The 16,126-nt window shown below is 69.3% G+C and carries 14 protein-coding genes and 1 tRNA gene; 8 read left to right on the forward strand and 7 right to left on the reverse strand.

The annotated features are described in order from the left end of the window. Positions 1 to 1,328: methylenetetrahydrofolate reductase (locus AB1609_00520; protein ID MEW6044960.1), on the forward strand; the 1,328-nt coding region annotated here is incomplete at its 5' end. On the opposite strand, the gene AB1609_00525 is transcribed toward AB1609_00520, so the two are convergent. After that, complete coding sequence (locus AB1609_00525; GenBank protein MEW6044961.1) at positions 1,325 to 2,248, reverse strand: proline dehydrogenase family protein; 924 nt, start codon at positions 2,246 to 2,248, stop codon at positions 1,325 to 1,327. The two genes, AB1609_00520 and AB1609_00525, sit on opposite strands and share 4 nt — an antisense overlap. A gap of 201 nt (positions 2,249 to 2,449) precedes the next feature. Between AB1609_00525 and AB1609_00530 the strand changes: the two genes are divergently transcribed. The 7 genes from AB1609_00530 (at position 2,450) to AB1609_00560 (ending at position 8,952) form a co-directional block, all read left to right on the forward strand. After that, positions 2,450 to 3,649, forward strand: coding sequence for a 2,3-bisphosphoglycerate-independent phosphoglycerate mutase (locus AB1609_00530; protein MEW6044962.1), 1,200 nt, complete (start codon positions 2,450 to 2,452; stop codon positions 3,647 to 3,649). A 57-nt stretch (positions 3,650 to 3,706) separates the two neighbouring features. After that, on the forward strand, positions 3,707 to 5,155 hold the full coding sequence (locus tag AB1609_00535) for a D-alanyl-D-alanine carboxypeptidase family protein (GenBank protein ID MEW6044963.1): 1,449 nt from the start codon (positions 3,707 to 3,709) through the stop codon (positions 5,153 to 5,155). Further along, positions 5,145 to 6,125, forward strand: coding sequence for a hypothetical protein (locus AB1609_00540; GenBank protein MEW6044964.1), 981 nt, complete (start codon positions 5,145 to 5,147; stop codon positions 6,123 to 6,125). The genes AB1609_00535 and AB1609_00540 overlap by 11 nt, the downstream gene beginning before the upstream one ends. A gap of 35 nt (positions 6,126 to 6,160) precedes the next feature. Further along, positions 6,161 to 6,913 (forward strand): GntR family transcriptional regulator, encoded by a 753-nt coding sequence (locus tag AB1609_00545; protein ID MEW6044965.1) that lies wholly within the window; start codon positions 6,161 to 6,163, stop codon positions 6,911 to 6,913. Continuing rightward, positions 6,897 to 7,724, forward strand: a complete 828-nt coding sequence (locus AB1609_00550; GenBank protein MEW6044966.1) for an NTP transferase domain-containing protein — start codon at positions 6,897 to 6,899, stop codon at positions 7,722 to 7,724. Before AB1609_00545 ends, AB1609_00550 begins: the two co-directional genes overlap by 17 nt. A gap of 92 nt (positions 7,725 to 7,816) precedes the next feature. Continuing rightward, positions 7,817 to 7,890 (forward strand) — tRNA-Gln (locus AB1609_00555). 324 nt (positions 7,891 to 8,214) lie between these two features. Beyond that, positions 8,215 to 8,952, forward strand: coding sequence for a YdcF family protein (locus AB1609_00560; protein MEW6044967.1), 738 nt, complete (start codon positions 8,215 to 8,217; stop codon positions 8,950 to 8,952). Between the two features lie 169 nt (positions 8,953 to 9,121). On the opposite strand, the gene cobA is transcribed toward AB1609_00560, so the two are convergent. The 6 genes from cobA to AB1609_00590 form a co-directional block, all read right to left on the reverse strand. Beyond that, positions 9,122 to 10,609, reverse strand: coding sequence for a uroporphyrinogen-III C-methyltransferase (gene cobA, locus AB1609_00565; GenBank protein MEW6044968.1), 1,488 nt, complete (start codon positions 10,607 to 10,609; stop codon positions 9,122 to 9,124). A 28-nt stretch (positions 10,610 to 10,637) separates the two neighbouring features. Continuing rightward, a complete protein-coding gene (locus tag AB1609_00570) occupies positions 10,638 to 11,288 on the reverse strand; it encodes a bifunctional precorrin-2 dehydrogenase/sirohydrochlorin ferrochelatase (GenBank protein MEW6044969.1) in 651 nt (216 codons plus the stop codon). A 12-nt stretch (positions 11,289 to 11,300) separates the two neighbouring features. Then, complete coding sequence (locus tag AB1609_00575; GenBank protein MEW6044970.1) at positions 11,301 to 12,281, reverse strand: helix-turn-helix transcriptional regulator; 981 nt, start codon at positions 12,279 to 12,281, stop codon at positions 11,301 to 11,303. A 32-nt stretch (positions 12,282 to 12,313) separates the two neighbouring features. Then, a complete protein-coding gene (locus AB1609_00580) occupies positions 12,314 to 13,771 on the reverse strand; it encodes a cobyrinate a,c-diamide synthase (protein MEW6044971.1) in 1,458 nt (485 codons plus the stop codon). A 227-nt stretch (positions 13,772 to 13,998) separates the two neighbouring features. Continuing rightward, the gene (locus AB1609_00585) at positions 13,999 to 15,009 is read right to left on the reverse strand and encodes a hypothetical protein (GenBank protein ID MEW6044972.1); all 1,011 of its coding nucleotides are present in this window, start codon (positions 15,007 to 15,009) and stop codon (positions 13,999 to 14,001) included. Then, a complete protein-coding gene (locus AB1609_00590; GenBank protein MEW6044973.1) occupies positions 14,978 to 16,111 on the reverse strand; it encodes a hypothetical protein in 1,134 nt (377 codons plus the stop codon). Before AB1609_00590 ends, AB1609_00585 begins: the two co-directional genes overlap by 32 nt. Positions 16,112 to 16,126 lie beyond the last annotated feature (15 nt).

Here is a 16,126-nt window from a genome sequence, read left to right on the forward strand (position 1 = left end):
GGTTTTCGGCGATGCCCAATGCCGGCCTGCCCACCATCGTGGGCGGCCGGTTCGTGTACATGGCGATTCCCGAGTACTTCGCGCAGTTTGCCAGGCGCGCCACGGCGGAGCCGGGCGTCAGCCTCGTCGGCGGCTGCTGCGGGACGACCCCCGACCACGTCCGGGCGATGCGCCAGGCCCTGAACGAGGCCGGCCACCGCCTGCCTGAAGAGTGGGCCAGGGCCCTGGAAGGGCGGGCGGATCTGGAAGCGGGAAGAGGGCGGGCCGTCATCACCGTGCGGCCGAGGCCAACGCAGGGGGCCCCGGGTTCCGGGGTGCCCCCGGCGGCAGGGGCTCTGGCTTCGCCGGTGGGGACGGGGACGGCCGCCGCGTTCCCGGCCTCTTCGCCGGTGCCGGCGCGGGCCTCAGTGCAGGAGGCCGCCCCGGTCTCCCGGTTTGCCGAGAAGCTCGGACGCGTGTTCGTCGTCAGCGTGGAACTGGATCCCCCCAGGGGGCCTGTTACCCAGAAGCTGCTGGCCGGGGCGCGGGCCGTGAAGGAAGCGGGGGCCGACGTGGTCAACGTGGGCGACAGCCCCATGGCGCAGGTGCGCATGTCGTCGCTGGCGGCGGCCCACCTCATCCAGCAGGAAGAGAGCCTCGAGACCATCCTGCACTTCACCACCCGGGACCGCAACCTCATGGGCATCCAGGCCGACCTCCTCGGCGCCCACGCCATGGGCATCCGGCACATCCTGGCCCTGACCGGTGACCCGCCTGGGCTCGGCAACTACGCTCACGCCAGCGCCGTGTACGACATCGACTCCATCGGGCTCGTGCGCGTGCTGACCCAGCTGAACAACGGGGTGGACGTGGCGGGTAAGAGCATCGGGCAGCCGACGCGCTTTCTCGTGGGCGTGGCGCTCAACCCGTCATCGCACGACCTGGAGACGGAAGTGGGCCGCTTCCGGCGCAAAGTCGAGGCCGGCGCGCACTTTGCCATGACGCAGCCGCTGTTTGAGACCGCCCCGCTTTTGCGCGTCCTTGACCGGCTCGGGGGCGCGCCGCTTCCCATCCTGCTGGGGGTGCTGCCCCTGCGGAGCTACCAGCATGCCGAGTACCTGCACAACGAGGTGCCCGGCGTCATGATCCCGGAGGGCGTGCGGGAGGCGATGCGGAAGGCCGGGGAGAGCGCGGAGCGCGTCGGCGTGGAGGTGGCGCTGCAGGCCGCCCTGGACGCCCGGCCCTACATTGCGGGCGTCTACGTCATCCCTTCTTTCGGCCGCTACGAGCAGGCTTGCGAACTCGTGCGGGCGCTGCAGGCCAGCCTCGCTGGCGCCGTCCCGGCTTAACCCCACAGCCCGCGGATCACGAACGCCAGGTTGGCAGGGCGTTCGGCCAGGCGCCGCACGAAGTACGGGTACCAGTGGGTGCCGAACGGGACGTAGATGCGCACCCGCTCACCCCTGCCGACCAGCGCCTGCTGCAGCCGGGGCTTCACGCCGTAAAGCATCTGCCATTCGTAGCGGCCGGCCGAGCGTATTTCCCGGATATACTCCGCGGTCGCCCGGATGATGGACTCGTCGTGGGTGGCCACGGCGGTGAACGCGGCCTCCTTGAGCGAGATGCGCAGGAGCTTGAGGTAGTTGGCGTCGACGTCCCGCTTGCGGGGAAAGGCCACCGAGGGCGGCTCGCTGTACGCGCCCTTGCAGAGCCTGACGTTGAGCCCCATGGGGAGAAGCGCCTTTAAATCGCTTTCCGTCCGGTACAGATAGGCCTGGAGCACGACCCCGGCACGCCCGGGGAATTCGCGCGCCACGGTGCGGAAAATCTGGAGGGTCGCATCGACCAGCGACGACTCCTCCATGTCGATGCGCACGAACCCGTTGACCTCTGCGGCCACCTCCAGCACGTGCCGGACGTTGGCGAGGCAGGCCTCCCGGTCGATGGTCAGCCCGAACTGGCTGAGCTTCAGGGAGACGTTGGGCTGGAAGCCCGACTGCGCCAGGGCCCTCAGCATCCGCTGGTAAGTGGCCGAAGCCTGCCCGGCGGCCGCCAGGTCGCTCACTTTCTCGCCCAGGTAGTCGAGGGTCGCCAGCAGGCCGCGGGCCTTCAGTGCCGCCACGGCCTGGATCCCCTCCTCCAGGGTCTCTCCGGAGACGAACCGCCGCGCTCCCAGCGTGAGGCCGTGCCGGGTCACGAGGCGGGTAACGCCGGGGTTGCCTGCCACGCCCAGGATCATGCGGCGAAATGCGAGGTCGGTGCTGCGCATGTAGGTCCCCTCGGCAGGGTATTCAACGGTGTGCCGGCCGCTACCTGTCGCCCCCGTCCCCGAAACCCGCCCGGGGGCCAGGCTGGCATTCACTGCCTGCCCCGGGGCAGCTTATGAGGGACAGGAAGTGCCCGGTGGGTGGGGTAAGACAACTCCGGTTCCGGGCCGGTGCGCCGCCCGGGACAGGGAAGGGGTGGCAAGGTGCTGGAGTTGCTGCAGCCGCTGGCGCAAACCGGCGGGAAGATGGTGCTATTGGTGATGGACGGGCTCGGCGGCCTGCCCCACCCGGATACAGGGCTCACGGAACTCGAGGCGGCTCGGACGCCCAACATGGACCGGCTTGCGGCCGAAGGGTCATGCGGGCTCTCGGTGCCGGTGGCGCCCGGCGTGACGCCGGGCAGCGGGCCGGGACACCTTGGCCTGTTTGGCTATGACCCGCAGAAGTACGTGGTCGGCCGGGGGGTGTTGTCCGCGCTGGGCGTCGGGCTCACCCTGGGGCCGCATGACGTGGCCGCCCGCGCCAACTTCGCGACCCGCCAGGGCGACGTCATCACGGACCGCCGGGCAGGCCGCATCTCGACGGAGGAGTGCGCCCGGCTGGCGGGGCTCCTGAACCAGCGCATCCGGCTGGACGGCGCCTCGGTGCACGTGGCGCCCGAAATGCAGCACCGGGCCGTGGTCATCTTCACGGGCGAGGGGCTGTCACCGCACCTGAGCGACTCGGACCCCCAGAAGACGGGCGTACCAGCCCTGCCCGTGCGGGCGCTTCAGCCCGAGGCGGAGCGAACGGCGCGTATTGTCAACGAGTTTATCCGCCAGGCTAACCATGTGCTGGAAGGCGAGCACCCGGCGAACGCCGTCCTGCTCAGGGGGTTCGACCGTCAGCCTGCACTGCCCCAGCTTCCCGAACTCTTCGGGCTGCGGGCGGCGGCCATCGCATACTACCCCATGTACCGGGGGCTGGCGCGCCTGGTGGGTATGGAGCCGTTCGTTCCGGGGCCTCAGCCGCAGGACGCCGTGGCAAAGGCGCTGGAGCTTTGGGACCAGTACGACCTCCTCTTCATCCACATCAAGGGCACTGACAGCGCCGGAGAGGACGGTGACTGGGCCCGCAAGAGCCGCGTCATCGAGGCGGTGGACGCTGCGTTGCCGGCACTCGTCGAGCGAAAGCCCGACGTCCTCGTGATCACCGGCGACCACTCCACGCCGGCCGCGCTGAAGGCGCACAGCTGGCACCCGGTTCCGGTGCTGTTGTGGGCGAAAACCGCCCGTAAGGACCGGTACATCCGCAAGTTCGGGGAGGGCGAGTGCGCCCACGGCAGCCTGGGCCATATCCGGGCGATGGAGTTGCTTCCCCTGATGCTGGCCCACGCCCTGAGGCTGGTCAAGTACGGGGCGTAGGGAGCCGCCGGGTTTTCAACAGTTGCGAATGTCGTCGTGTTGGAAGGGGTTGTCGTGATGAACCGGCCGTGGTCGCCCCGCCGCAGCCGCAGCGGCAAAGACACAGGCCGCCCCGCCCCGGAGACGTGGGCCTCGCAGTGGCGCGAGCGGTCAGGGGCCGGGTCTGACCGATCGCTTCTCGGGCAGGGGTGGGTGCGGTTGACAGCCACGGTGGTGGCTCTCGGTGCCGCTGCCGCTTTGTGGTTGACCGGCGGCGGCACCGGCAGGGCCCCGGGCAGGGGAACCGTCAGCGGTGAGCCGGGGCGGGAACCGGAGGCCGGGGTACAATCCGCGACCCGCAATACGCCTGACCGCCTTGGCTTCGACGTCGCGGCACCCGCCGCCATCCTCATCGACGGGGACACCGGGCAGGTGCTGTTCGAGAAGAACGCGGACATGCCGGTTCATCCGGCCAGTATCGTGAAGATCATGACGATGCTCGTGACCATGGACGCGGTGAAGCGGGGGCACGTTTCGCTCAACGACCCGGTGCGCATCAGCCGCGCCGCCGAGGCGATGGGCGGCTCCCAGGTGTACCTGGTGGCCGGGGAGACGTGGAGGCTCGAACAGCTCATGGAAGCGCTCGCCATCGCCTCGGCCAACGACGCGGCGGTGGCCATCGCCGAACATGTGGCCGGCACGGAGGCCGCGTTCGTGGAGTTGATGAACCGGCGGGCGCAGGAGCTGGGTATGCGGGACACCCGGTTTACCAACTCCCACGGGCTGCCGCCGGAGCAGGGCGAGGATCCCAACATCACCACCGCGCGGGACATCGCCATCATGTCGAAGGCGCTGGTCAGCGAGCACCCCGAGGTACTGACCTGGACGTCGATCCGGGAGAAGGTGTTCCGGGAGCAGCCGCGCTTCGTCATGTTCAACACCAACCGGCTCGTGGGCACGGTGGAGGGCGTCGACGGGCTCAAGACCGGCCACACGGCGGACGCGGGGTTTTCGCTGGCGGCGACGGCGTCGCGGGACGGCCGCAGGCTCATCGCCGCGCTCATGAAGATGGACAGCGACCAGACCCGAGTGGACCAGGCCTCGAGGCTGCTGGAGTTCGGGTTCCGGGCGTACCGGCCCGTGGTGGTGGCGCTGGCGGACGAAAAAGTGGGCGAACTGCGGCTGCGCAGCGGTCAGCCGGAGGCGGTTCCCGTTCGAGCCACCCGAACCCTGCACGTCCTGACGCTCGGCGGCGACCCCAAAGGCGTCAGCAGGCGGTTGGTGTTTCGCGATAACGTGGCACCGCCGATCACGAAGGGGCAGCAGGTGGGGTGGGTGGTGGCCGAGCTGGACGGCCGGGAGGTGGCGCGAGTTCCGGTGTCGGCGGGCGCGTCGGTGCGGCCGGTATCGGGGGCGACGCGGCTGTGGCGCTGGCTGCGGGACGTTGTGGGCGTCGTCATTCCGGGAAGCGCCATCAGGGGCGTCACGGCCGTTCCCATCGCCTCGCAGGGCGGTCATGGCGGCTGAGGCCCTCGTCGAGGTGGCGCGGGCCAAGCTCAACCTCGCGCTGTGCGTGCTGGGGCGGCGCCCCGACGGGTACCATGAGCTTGACACCGTGATGGCCAACGTCGAGCCCGCCGACGAACTGGCGCTGCAACTCTGGGCCGGGCAGCCGCCCGGGGTGGTCGGGCTGGCGATGGAGGGGCCTGAGGCGGCGGCGCTGGAGAGGGCGGGGCTTGCGCTCACCGAGGTGCTGCCCCTCGCCGATGCGGCGCGGTCCGGCAACCTGGTGCTGCGGGCGGCCGCTGCCCTGGCGCGCCGGGCAGGCAGGTCCGACATGCCCGCGGTCTTCCTGCGGCTGACCAAGCGCATCCCCGCCGGGGCAGGGCTTGGAGGCGGGAGTTCAGACGCTGCGGCGGCGCTGAGGGGTCTAAACCGGCTGTGGGGGCTTGGCCTCGGGCCTGCGGAGCTCGAAGCCGTGGCCGCGGCGGTCGGGGCGGACGTGGCGTTTTGCGTGCGGGGCGGGGTTCAGCGGGCCAGGGGGAAGGGGGAGCGGCTCGAGCCCCTGGCCAGCCGCCTGACGGCAGCGTGCCTCATCGTGGCCCCGCCGGAGACGGCCCCGACAGCGCTTGCTTACCGGATATGGGACGAGGAACAGGGCGGTGCGGCCGCGCGGAGCCAGCGCGGCCGTTGTCAGGTGGAGGATCTCGCGAGGGCGCTGGCCGAAGGCGACATGGGTGAGGCCGCCCGTCACATCGCGAACGACCTGGCTTCTGCCGCCTGCCGGTTGTGCCCATCAACGGGCCGCATCCTGGAGATCCTGAAGGAGGCAGGATGTGAGGGGGTCAGCGTGAGCGGCAGCGGCTGTGCTGCGTTCGGGCTCGCGCCGCCTTGTGAGGCCGAAGCGGTTCGGCGGCGCCTGGCCGGCCGGCTGGCGGAGGCCTTGCCTGACAGCCGGCTGTTCGTGAGCGCCCTTCCTGTTGTAGAATCCATCTAACCAAACAGCCCCCGCCGGGAGGGGGATGACCGGCTGTGCCCGGTTCGCTGTCACCGCTGAAACTGGACAATTACAAGCCTTTGCGCGAACTCGTCTTCGAGGCGCTGCGGGAAGCCATCATCTCGGGCGCCCTGAAGCCGGGTGAGCGGCTGATGGAGGTTCAACTGGCCGACGAACTCGGCGTCAGCCGCACTCCGGTCCGGGAGGCCATCCGCAAGCTGGAGCACGACGGGTTCGTGGTGATGATTCCGAGGAAGGGCGCCTACGTGGCGGACATCTCCCTCAAGGACGTGGCGGAGATCTTCGACGTCCGCAGGGCTCTGGAGGCGCTGGCCGCCCAGCTGGCGGCGGAGCGGGCCAGCGACGACGACCTGGAGCGGGTCGAGCGCATCCTGCTGGAGTACGGCGAGTGCATCGACACCAACGACACGGCCCGCCTGATTGAGGTGGATACCCGCTTTCACGAGTCCATCTACCAGATGTCTGGCAACGCCCGCCTCAAGCACATGCTCAGCCTTCTGAGCGAACAGGTGATGCGGTTCAGGACGATGACCCTCTCCCACCGGCCACGCATGCGCAGGGCGCTGGAGGAACACCGCCGCATCGTCGAGGCCATTGCGAGCCGGGACGCCGAGCGCGCCGCCAGGCTGGCCAGGGAACACATCGAGAGCGCGGAGAACGCCCTCATGGAACTGATTGCCGGCTCCAAGGGGGCCGAGAGAGGCGCCGACAAGGCGGCTGCGGTGGCCGGCGAAGGTGAGGAAGCCCCGTATGACGGCGAGTCGTGAGGCCGGTTCGGGCGTGCTCTCGCCCAGGCTGGATGCCCTGGTGCTGGCGGCCGCCGACAACAGCGGCCGGCTGAGGCAGGCAAGCTCGGAGGCGTTCGAGGCGCTCATCCCCATCGGGAAGCAGCCGATGGTGGCGTACGTGACCGGCGCGCTGAGCCGGGCGCGGCGGGTCGGGCGCATCATCTGCGTCGGGCCTCCGGCGGTCGTTGAGGCCGCGGTGGCGGGGGCGCAGGCGGCCGCCGCCGAGGTGGTCGGCGTCGAGCCGGGCGCGCGCCTCATCGACAACCTGGAGCGGGGACTTCACGCTTCGAAGACCGGCCACGTCGTGGTGGTGACGTCCGACATCCCGCTTCTTCAGCCCCACATGGTGGACGACTTCGTGCGGCGCTGCGAAGAGGGCGGCGAACTTTTCGACGTCTGGTACGCGGTGGTGGAGCGGTCGGCCGGCGAACGGGCGTATCCCGGCGTGCGGCGAACCTGGGTGCGGCTTTCGGACGGCACGTTTACCGGCGGCAATGTGATGGTCGTGGCCCGCGACATCGTCCAACGCACGAGACGGCTTCTCGGGCCGGCTCTGGACGCCCGCAAGAGCCCGCTGACGCTGGCGAAGCTGCTTGGTCTGGCGGCCGTGCTGCGTTTCTTGGTGGGCAGGCTCTCCATCGCCGACGCCGAGCAGAGGGTGAGCGCCATGCTGGGCATCCGGGGAAAGGCGGTCGTGACGCCGTACGCCGAGATCGGCATCGATGTGGACAAACCCTCCGACCTGGAGCTCGCTCGCCGCTTCCTGACCCCGACCCACGCCGGGGCGTGAGCTCGAGCCGGCGTCGCCAAAGGCCGGGACCTGGCTGGGCCCTGGACGCCGGCCCACCACGTCTGCGGGCTGTGGTATACTGGGGGCGGCGCTGGGGCGTTGTGTAACGGCAGCACGGGAGACTTTGGATCTCCTAGTCCTGGTTCGAATCCAGGCGCCCCAGCCACGTTGTTTCAACGAGTTTAAGGATTCCGGGAGTACCCAAAGGGCCGGCGGATACTCCTCCGGATATGTGGCCGGACAGTCCCCGTTGGCTGGTGGGCACGCAGCAGCGCTTTCGCGGAGGTGATCCGCCCTTTCTCATCTCCTCCCTGTTTCCGGCCGTCGGCCCAGAGGTCTTCCTGCCACGCCCTCGGCATCTGATGGCCGACCGTCCGCCGCGGGGCGCGACCTGCTGGCCGCGGTGGGGCGACCCGGACCGCTGGGAAGGGGAGTCCAAGGGCGACGCCCGGGCCGCTTTGCAGGCGTACGCGCGGGAGGCGCTGGGGCGATGACGGGCGACACCCCAAGCGGCTCGGGCCACCCGACGGAAGGAAGCCCCGTGGCCCGGCACATCGCCCGCGAGCCGGGCGTCCCGCCCCTGGCCCCGGACCACGCCCGGCGGCTGACGGAGATCGTGTTCCTGCCCGAGACCGTGCCCCGGCCCGCCGATGCCCTCTTCGTCTTCGGGGGAACGCACCCGCGGCACTGGCAGACCGCGCTGGAGGCCTACCGGCGCGGGCTGGGCGGGGTCTTGGTGGTGACCGGAGGTCACGATCCCGGGGGCGGGCAGCACCCCTGCTGGCGCTACGGCGACGAGCCCCAGGCCCACGTCATCGCCCGCCACTTGGTGGAGGGCGGGGTTCCCCGGTCGGCCGTCGTGGTGGAGGACCGGTCCACCAACACCCTGGAGAATGTGCTCTTCGCCCGCAACGTCTTCGACTTCTCCCGCGTGGCCAGCCTGGTGTTCATCGGCAAGAGCCACGCCGCCGGGCGCCAGTACCGGACGTTGCGCCGGCACCTACCGGGCCTCGTGCACTGCTGGCCCTTTACCTTCAACGCTGAGTACCAGGGCGCGGTCGTCGGCCGCCACAACTGGATGCGCACCGACGTTGGCCGGCGACGGGTGTGGGGCGAGTACGTGCGCATCCTGGTCTACGGACGAAGGGGCGACATCGAGCCGCTGGCGCAGCCCATCGAGGACCTGGACCCGTACGTCGCCCCCTACCTCGACCACCCCGCCGGTTGATCCAGGCTGCCGCCCCGCCGGGTTCGCCGTCCGGAGGCGGGCAGGGTCGTGCCGCCCGTCCCGGCGTACGGCCGCCCACCGGCACCGGCCAGTGCTGCTCAGCCCCTGTTCCCCATGTCAAGCCGAGTGTGACTCGGCAGGGCCTCACTCTTGGGGAGTCCCTGGCGGTTCATGCTGTTCGAGGCGGAACACAGGTGTGGCCCAGATCCGAGGGGGTGTCGTCGAGGGCCCGGCCCGGCTCCTGGCCGGCGCCCCTGAGCCCACGGAAAGCTGCGGCTGGGAGAGGGCCAGCTCCCGGCGGCCTCGCGGGACCCAGGAAGTACTGCGCCAGCCCATCGGCCAGGGCGGCGGCCGTCGGCTCCGGCGGCACCACGTGCACCGCCAGCCCGAGGGCCGCGGCCATCTGGGCGGCCTCCTCATCCAGGCAGGCCACCGTGACCCCCGCCGGCAGCGGGCCCGCGTCCTGGCCAAACATCTCGATGCAGCAGGCCACCGTCGGGGCGCCGGCGAAGACGACGGCGCTGATCCGCTGTTCGGCGAGAATCTCCTTCAACAGGCCACGGTCTTCACCGGCAAAGTCAGGGCGAATCCCCCGGGCCCGGAGGGCAGCGGCCGTCCAGCTTCCAAACGCGACTACCCGGGGGCCAGCCAGGGCCCGGGCGTCCAGACCCAGGAGATCCAGGCGACTGAAGAGGCGCTCCACCCCGCGGACAGAGGTGAAAACGACCAGGTGGCAATCCCGCAGGCGGCGGACCGTCCGGTCCAGCTCCTCCCTGTCCGAGGGTCCAGCCCCGTCAATGATCCGGATGTCGATGGCCTCCCCGCCGAGATGTTCGATGAGGTCGGTCAAGATCCCGGCTCCATCCCACCCACGGATGACGGCGACCCGGTGCCCGAAGAGCGGCCTGTCTTCGAACCAGCGCAGCTTTTCCCTGAGCCGCACCACCTCACCGACCACAATCACCACCGGCGGCGTCAGGTCGGCCCGGGCGGCCTCCGCGGTGATCGTGGCCAGGGTGCCGGTCACCGTCCGCTGGTCCGGACGGGATCCCCAGCGGATCAGGGCCACGGGGGTCTCCGGGGACCGGCCGTGGGCCGTCAGCCGCCGGGAAATAGCCTGCAAATTGGCAAGCCCCATCAGAAAGACGATGGTGTTCGCGCCGGTGGAGATGCGGGCCCAATCCACCGCAGAACGCTCCTTCGTTGGGTCCTCATGGCCGGTGACGATGGCAAAGGTTGAGGCACAGCTGCGGTAGGTCACCGGAATCCCGGCATAGGCCGGAGCGGCGATGGCCGAAGTAATGCCGGGAATGACCTCGAAGGGAATTCCCCGCTCGGCCAGGGCCTCGGCCTCCTCGCCGCCGCGGCCGAAGACGAAGGGATCGCCACCCTTAAGGCGAGCCACCACCTTGCCCTCCTCCGCCTTGCGGATGAGCAGGTGGTTGATCTCTTCCTGCCGCATGGTATGATGCCCGGCAACCTTGCCCGCGTAGATGATTTCCGCCCCCCCCGGCCGGACTTCCCGGAGCAGTTCGGCACTGCCCAGCCGGTCGTAGACCACGACGTCGGCCCTGCGCAGGCACTCCAGACCGCGGACGGTGATCAGCTTTGGGTTCCCGGGTCCTGCGCCGATGAGGTAGACGATCCCCTTGGCCATGGGCAACACCTCTGCGTCTTGGGCTCGATTACCCGGAATTCGCGCGGACCAGGGCGATCAGTTGCTCGGCCATGGCCTCCACCTGGGCCCGCCGGCCCTGACGAAGCCGCTCGAGGGCATCGGAATGGACCAAACGGCGGTAGATTTCCTGGCGCTTCCGGGGATCGGGCACCTCCCGCCTGAGCCGGCGCCGCAGGGAGCCGAGAATCTCCAGGAACTCGGCGTACTCCAAGCCATACTGCCGCTCCAGGTCCTCTCGGATTTTCCGGGCCAGCATGGGGCTCTGGCCGCCGGTGAAGACGGCCAGGGTCAGGCTGCCCCGGCGGACCACTGCGGGCACTATGAAACCGCAAAGCTCCGGCTGATCGCAGACGTTGACCAGAACTCGCCTGGCCCGCGCTTCGGCGGCGACCTGTTGGTTGACCGCCTCGACATCGGTGGCGGCGATGACCAAGGCAAACCCGTCCACGTCGCCGGAACGGTACTCCCTGGGGATCCAGCGCAGGACGCCCGCCTCCGCCCAGGCCCGCAGTTGGGAGGTCACCTGAGGAGCGATGACAGTAACCCGGGCTTCGACCTGGAGCAGGGATTCGGCCTTCCGCTGGGCGACCTCGCCGCCGCCTACCACCAGGCACTCGTGTCTGGCCAGTTTCAGACCGATTGGAAAAAACAGGCCCACCTGCATTCCCCTTTACACCAGGTCGCCGCCCCCGTCGCCGTCGGGCCTGGGGCCGTTGCGATCGGCCCGGGCCTTGCGGCTGATAAACCGGGCGGACTCCAACAGAAAAGCCTTGTCCTCGGGGCTGAGTCCGGCCAGGATCTGGAGGAGTTCCTGGGTTACGGGGTCGGTGGAACACCCGCCGGCCCGTCCAATCAGGCCGCGCCCGCCGGTCAGCCAGGAAAGGAAGCCCAGAACCTTCTCTCGCTCCGGGTCGTCCAGTTCCCCCATCAGGTGCAGGAAATCCCGCACCTCCTGGTAGCCCAGCGCCCGCGTCATCGCGTCGTCCAGCGGAGTCCGCCGCCGGGGAACGTCTTCTTCTTCGATGAGGAAGTAGCAGGGGGACACCCCCAGGGCTATAGCCAGCCGGGTGAGCGTCGCCACCGAGGGCTGCAGCCGGCCGTTCTCGATCTGCCCCACCAGGGTGTGGGAGACCCCCACCAGCTCCGCCAGCTCCTTCTGAGTAAGGCCCACCCGCTCCCGGAGCCGCCGAACCCGTTCGCCCAGGGGATCGCACTCATCCCGGCCCACCAGAACGGCCACGGGGACCTCGAGGACCTCGGCGATCCGCTCGAGGGTCTTGAGGGAGGCCGACGATCGGCCCCTTTCCACCTCACTCAGATGGGCCAGGGAAAGGTCAGATCGGCGGCTCATCTCGCTCAGGGTCAGCCCTTTGGCCGTCCGAAGCTCCCGGATCTTCCGGCCAATCCCCTCGGGAGTCACCTCGGGCGGAATCTCCATGGGGAGGGGGGCCGGGGGCTGATCCAGGACCCGCAGCGACTCCTCGGGGACGCCGAAAATCTGGGCAACCTCCTTGATGGTGGTTGGCGAGAGCCGCCGCGTACCTTCTTCGATTTCCTGGAGGCAATCCACTGGGATGTCCAGCCGGTCGGACAGCTCCTCCAGACTCATGCCATGCTCCAGACGCAACTTCTTGAGATGCTCACCCAGCACCCGGTCACCCCCCAAACCAACGGCTGTTGTCCCTACCCACGGGCAGCGGCCCCGCGGGCCTTGCGGTATGCGACCGCCCGGGAAACCAGGGCCTCTGCCCATCCCGGAACGGCGAGGGCATAAAGGTGGTTGTAGCCCGCCAGCACATTCCGGTAGACCAACCCGTCGTGCTGACCATCGATCCCGGTTCCCTTCCGGACCCGGTAGGCAAAACGGGTTTGGCTCCGGTCCAGGTTGACCAACCGGGAGTAGTGGAATTCGTGCCCCCTGATGACGGCGCCAACGGGGAAGAAGGGGTTCTCCCCCGCCACCTCCATCAGCGTGTAGCCGTGCCCCTGCGGCTTTGGCTCCACCACCACGTCCGCCGGGAGGGCGCCGGCCATCTCATACTCCACACCCTGGTAGACCAGGGTCCGGCAAAGATACATGAGCCCCCCGCACTCCGCGTAGACGGGCATCCCCGCTTTCACGGCCTGCTGCACCGCCACCCGGAACCGGCCGTTGGCGGCCAGCGAACCGGCGACGAGCTCGGGGAAGCCCCCACCCAGGTACAGAGCGTCCACCGGCGGCAGGTCGGGGTCTGCCAGCGGGCTGATGGTTACCAGTTCTGCCCCGGCAGCCGCAAGGGCCTCCAGGTTCTCGGGGTAGTAGAAGTGGAACGCCACATCGGCGAAGTAGCCGATCCGTACCCGGGATAAGGCCGCCGGCTCTGTGGCGCCGTGGTTCTGTTGAGCGGCGGGGACGGCAGCAGGCGGCAGTTCTCCCGCCGACCGCGCCACTGCCAGGATCCCTTCCAGATCGAGATGCTTCGCGGCAATCCAGCGGCCCCACTCCAAAATCCGTTCCTGCCGTTCCGCCTCCGCGGCCGGAACCAGGCCCAGGTGCCGGACGGGGATGGACAGTTCCCGGCTGTTGGGCAAAAGGCCGAGCACCGGCACCCTGCAGTACTTCTCCAGGGAAGCCGTGAGGATGGACCGGTGACGCGGGCCGGCCGCCCGGTTGAGGATCACCCCGGCGATCCGGATCCCGGGATCGAAGTCCTGGAAGCCCCGGACCAACGCCGCCACACTGCGGGTCATTCGGGTCGTATCCAGCACCAGGATCACCGGCGCGGCCAGAACCCGGGCGACCTCCGCCGTACTTCCGGACCCCTCCATATCCAGCCCGTCGTATAGGCCGTGGTTGCCCTCAATCACTGCCACATCAGCGCCCCGGGCCCCGCGGACAAACGCGGCCACGAGCTGATCCGGAGTACAAAAGAACCGATCAAGGTTTCGGCAGGGCCGGCCGGCCGCCTTCCCCAGCCAACCCGGGTCGATGTAGTCAGGGCCTTTCTTGAATGGCTGCACCGTAAGGCCCCGGGCGGCCAGGGCCGCCACCAGCCCCAGGGTTACCGTGGTCTTGCCCGAGCCCCCGTGGGGGGCAGCGATGACCAACCTGGGCACCGGCCCGAAAGGCCAGCCGCGGCCCGAGGTCCCATCCGGCTGCATCGCGCTGCCCCCTTTCATTCCTCCAACCGCTCCGCGCGGAGGTTTTTCTGAAGGAGGAGCAGAAGTCGCTCTTTCGAGCCGCCCAGGTGAACGTGTCGCCCCATTACCTCAAGACCGTGATGGACCACCGGAAGACCGCGTAGATAAAACCGGGGCCATCGGGCGGAGCAAAGATCCCGGCCGTCTGACCTTGCGGCTCGAATCCTCGCATAAGCCGGAAAGTCCCGCTAGGTCCCTCCTGCCCCGACGCCGATCTGCCTCAGGAACTCGTCCCACCCTACCCGGTCGACGTAACCGGCTATCCGTTCCCCCGGTCGGGCCCGGGCCTGCCACAGCGCCACGATCGCCCGGACCTTGGCCACCACCGCGGCGTAATCCGGGGGTTCAGCCGGCAGATAGGGGACGGCCACCTGGCCGAAGCGCGGCGGGCTGCTGCCGTCGGGCCCCCGGCCTCCAACCCGGATCGCCACGCCGCGGCGGGAGCCCATGGCGATGCCCTCCGGCGCGACCATTACACAAGAGGCGCAGCGAATACAGCGTTCGGCGCGGATGATGATGGATTTCCCCGACGGACGGGAACGGACCCGGACGGCCGCTCGGGGGCACAAACGGCATAGCAGGCCGTAGTCAGGGGAAGAGGCTGCCAGCCGGCGGTCGTCCACTTCGGGGGGGTCAAGGTATACCCCTGAAATCCCGATATCAGCCTCAACGGCCCCCCCGCACTGGTTGGGACAACCGCTGACGGAAATCTTCAGGGGAGCCGGGTAGCGGCCGGCCGTCAGGTCATCGTAAAGGACATCCCCCAGGACCTTCATGACGCTGGGGGGGTCCACCGCCGCGTTCTGGCAGTGGATATAGCCGTTACAGCCCTTGAGCTGGTGAAGGGACCGGCCTGTCCCGCCCACTGCAAAACCGTGATCCCGGATCTCGCTCAGCAGTGCGGTCAACCGGCCGGGGATCACCCCCACCAGTTCGAAGCCCTGGCGGCTGGTGTAGCGTCCGGCCTGGGCGTACTCCCGGATCCAGCCGGAGAAAAGGCGCAGGGTCTCGGCCGAAAGGAGCCCGCCCGGCGGGAGCTGCACCCGGACCGTGATACACTCGACCCCCTCGGCGGTCAGGTGCCGGTAGACCCCCGGAGCCAGGGGCTCATGCCAGACCCACTTGCCGTAGTTCTCCTTGAGCAGGTCCGGGAGCGTGTCGCGGAAATCAGGCATGATGCCCGCCGGCAGGGGCGCCATCTCGATGCCCCCCTTCGGGATCCAGGCCCATCTCCCGGAGGATGTTGCGCGCGCCAAAGCGGAGGATGAAGTCCCCGATGCGCTCCTTCGTCAGTCCGCGGTCGCACCACACATCCAGGAAGCGCCCGAAAATGTCGCCAATTCGGGTGTAATCCTCACCCTCTACGGGGATGAAGGGGCAAAGCACCTGGCCCACCATGGCGCCCCCGGGTCCCCGGAAACCGTACTTGCCGCCCACCACCCAGGCGACTCCCCGCTCCTTTCCCGGGCGGAAGGCGGGGCAGCGGTTGATACAGACCATACAGTGAATGCAGCGGGCACCATCGATGCGGGCCCGACTGCCTTCGACCACAATGGCGCCCCCGGGACAGGCCCGCATGAGTGCCTGCAGGTCCCCGCCGCGGCTCACCCAAGCCCAGAGACGGTCGGAGTCTATCTGGGGCAGGCCGCGGTAAACCCCCACAAAGGAGTGGTCCTTCTGGGTCATGGCCCGGATGCAGTCGTTGGGACAGCCGGCTACGGCGGTCTTGCACTTGTGGGGAAACCCCGGATACTGCTGCTCGTCAATAAAACGCTCGCCCAGGTAGGTGGCAATCCCCGTGGCATCCACCAAGGCGGCGTCGCACCGGGCAGGACCACAGCACGCGGTCACACCCCGGAGGCCGTCCCCGGTGGAACCCACGTCGAGACCGCATGCGTTCAGCGCCTCTACCAGGGGCAACACGTTTTCCCTCGGGACGTAAATCTCGATGGTGCCGCCGGTGGTCACGCGCATCAGGCCGTGACCGTAGCGGTCGGCTGCGTCCGCCAGCCGGTCAAGGAGGTCCGCCGATACCCAGCCGCCCACCGGGGCCAGGATCCGGACCAGGATGGATTCCTCCGCCAGTTCCGGACGCCGGCTGGACCGGTGGGCCACGCCGGCCGGCAGTTCGGAAAAGAGGACGTACCCCCCGTGGCCCCAGGCGGTGGCGTTGTCTACAAGGCCGGTTTCATACATCCCGATGGGATACCGGCTGCGCAGGAGCTCCCGCACAGGGCTCGGATACCGCCCCCCCAACAGGGAGCGGCACATCGGTAGCCCTTCCGGCACCGTACCAGACACCGTATCGCCTCCCTG

It is taken from the genome of Bacillota bacterium (assembly GCA_040754675.1).
GTDB lineage: Bacteria > Bacillota > Limnochordia > Limnochordales > Geochordaceae > Geochorda.

What these genes read in the sequence shown, in the direction of transcription:
- AB1609_00550 (MEW6044966.1), top strand. Translation starts at nt 6,897, where the DNA reads ATGACGGCGAGTCGTGAGGCCGGTTCGGGCGTGCTCTCGCCCAGGCTG.
- cobA (MEW6044968.1), bottom strand. Translation starts at nt 10,609, where the DNA reads ATGGCCAAGGGGATCGTCTACCTCATCGGCGCAGGACCCGGGAACCCA.
- AB1609_00560 (MEW6044967.1), top strand. Translation starts at nt 8,215, where the DNA reads ATGACGGGCGACACCCCAAGCGGCTCGGGCCACCCGACGGAAGGAAGC.
- AB1609_00535 (MEW6044963.1), top strand. Translation starts at nt 3,707, where the DNA reads ATGAACCGGCCGTGGTCGCCCCGCCGCAGCCGCAGCGGCAAAGACACA.
- AB1609_00525 (MEW6044961.1), bottom strand. Translation starts at nt 2,248, where the DNA reads ATGCGCAGCACCGACCTCGCATTTCGCCGCATGATCCTGGGCGTGGCA.
- AB1609_00585 (MEW6044972.1), bottom strand. Translation starts at nt 15,009, where the DNA reads ATGGCGCCCCTGCCGGCGGGCATCATGCCTGATTTCCGCGACACGCTC.
- AB1609_00580 (MEW6044971.1), bottom strand. Translation starts at nt 13,771, where the DNA reads ATGCAGCCGGATGGGACCTCGGGCCGCGGCTGGCCTTTCGGGCCGGTG.
- AB1609_00540 (MEW6044964.1), top strand. Translation starts at nt 5,145, where the DNA reads ATGGCGGCTGAGGCCCTCGTCGAGGTGGCGCGGGCCAAGCTCAACCTC.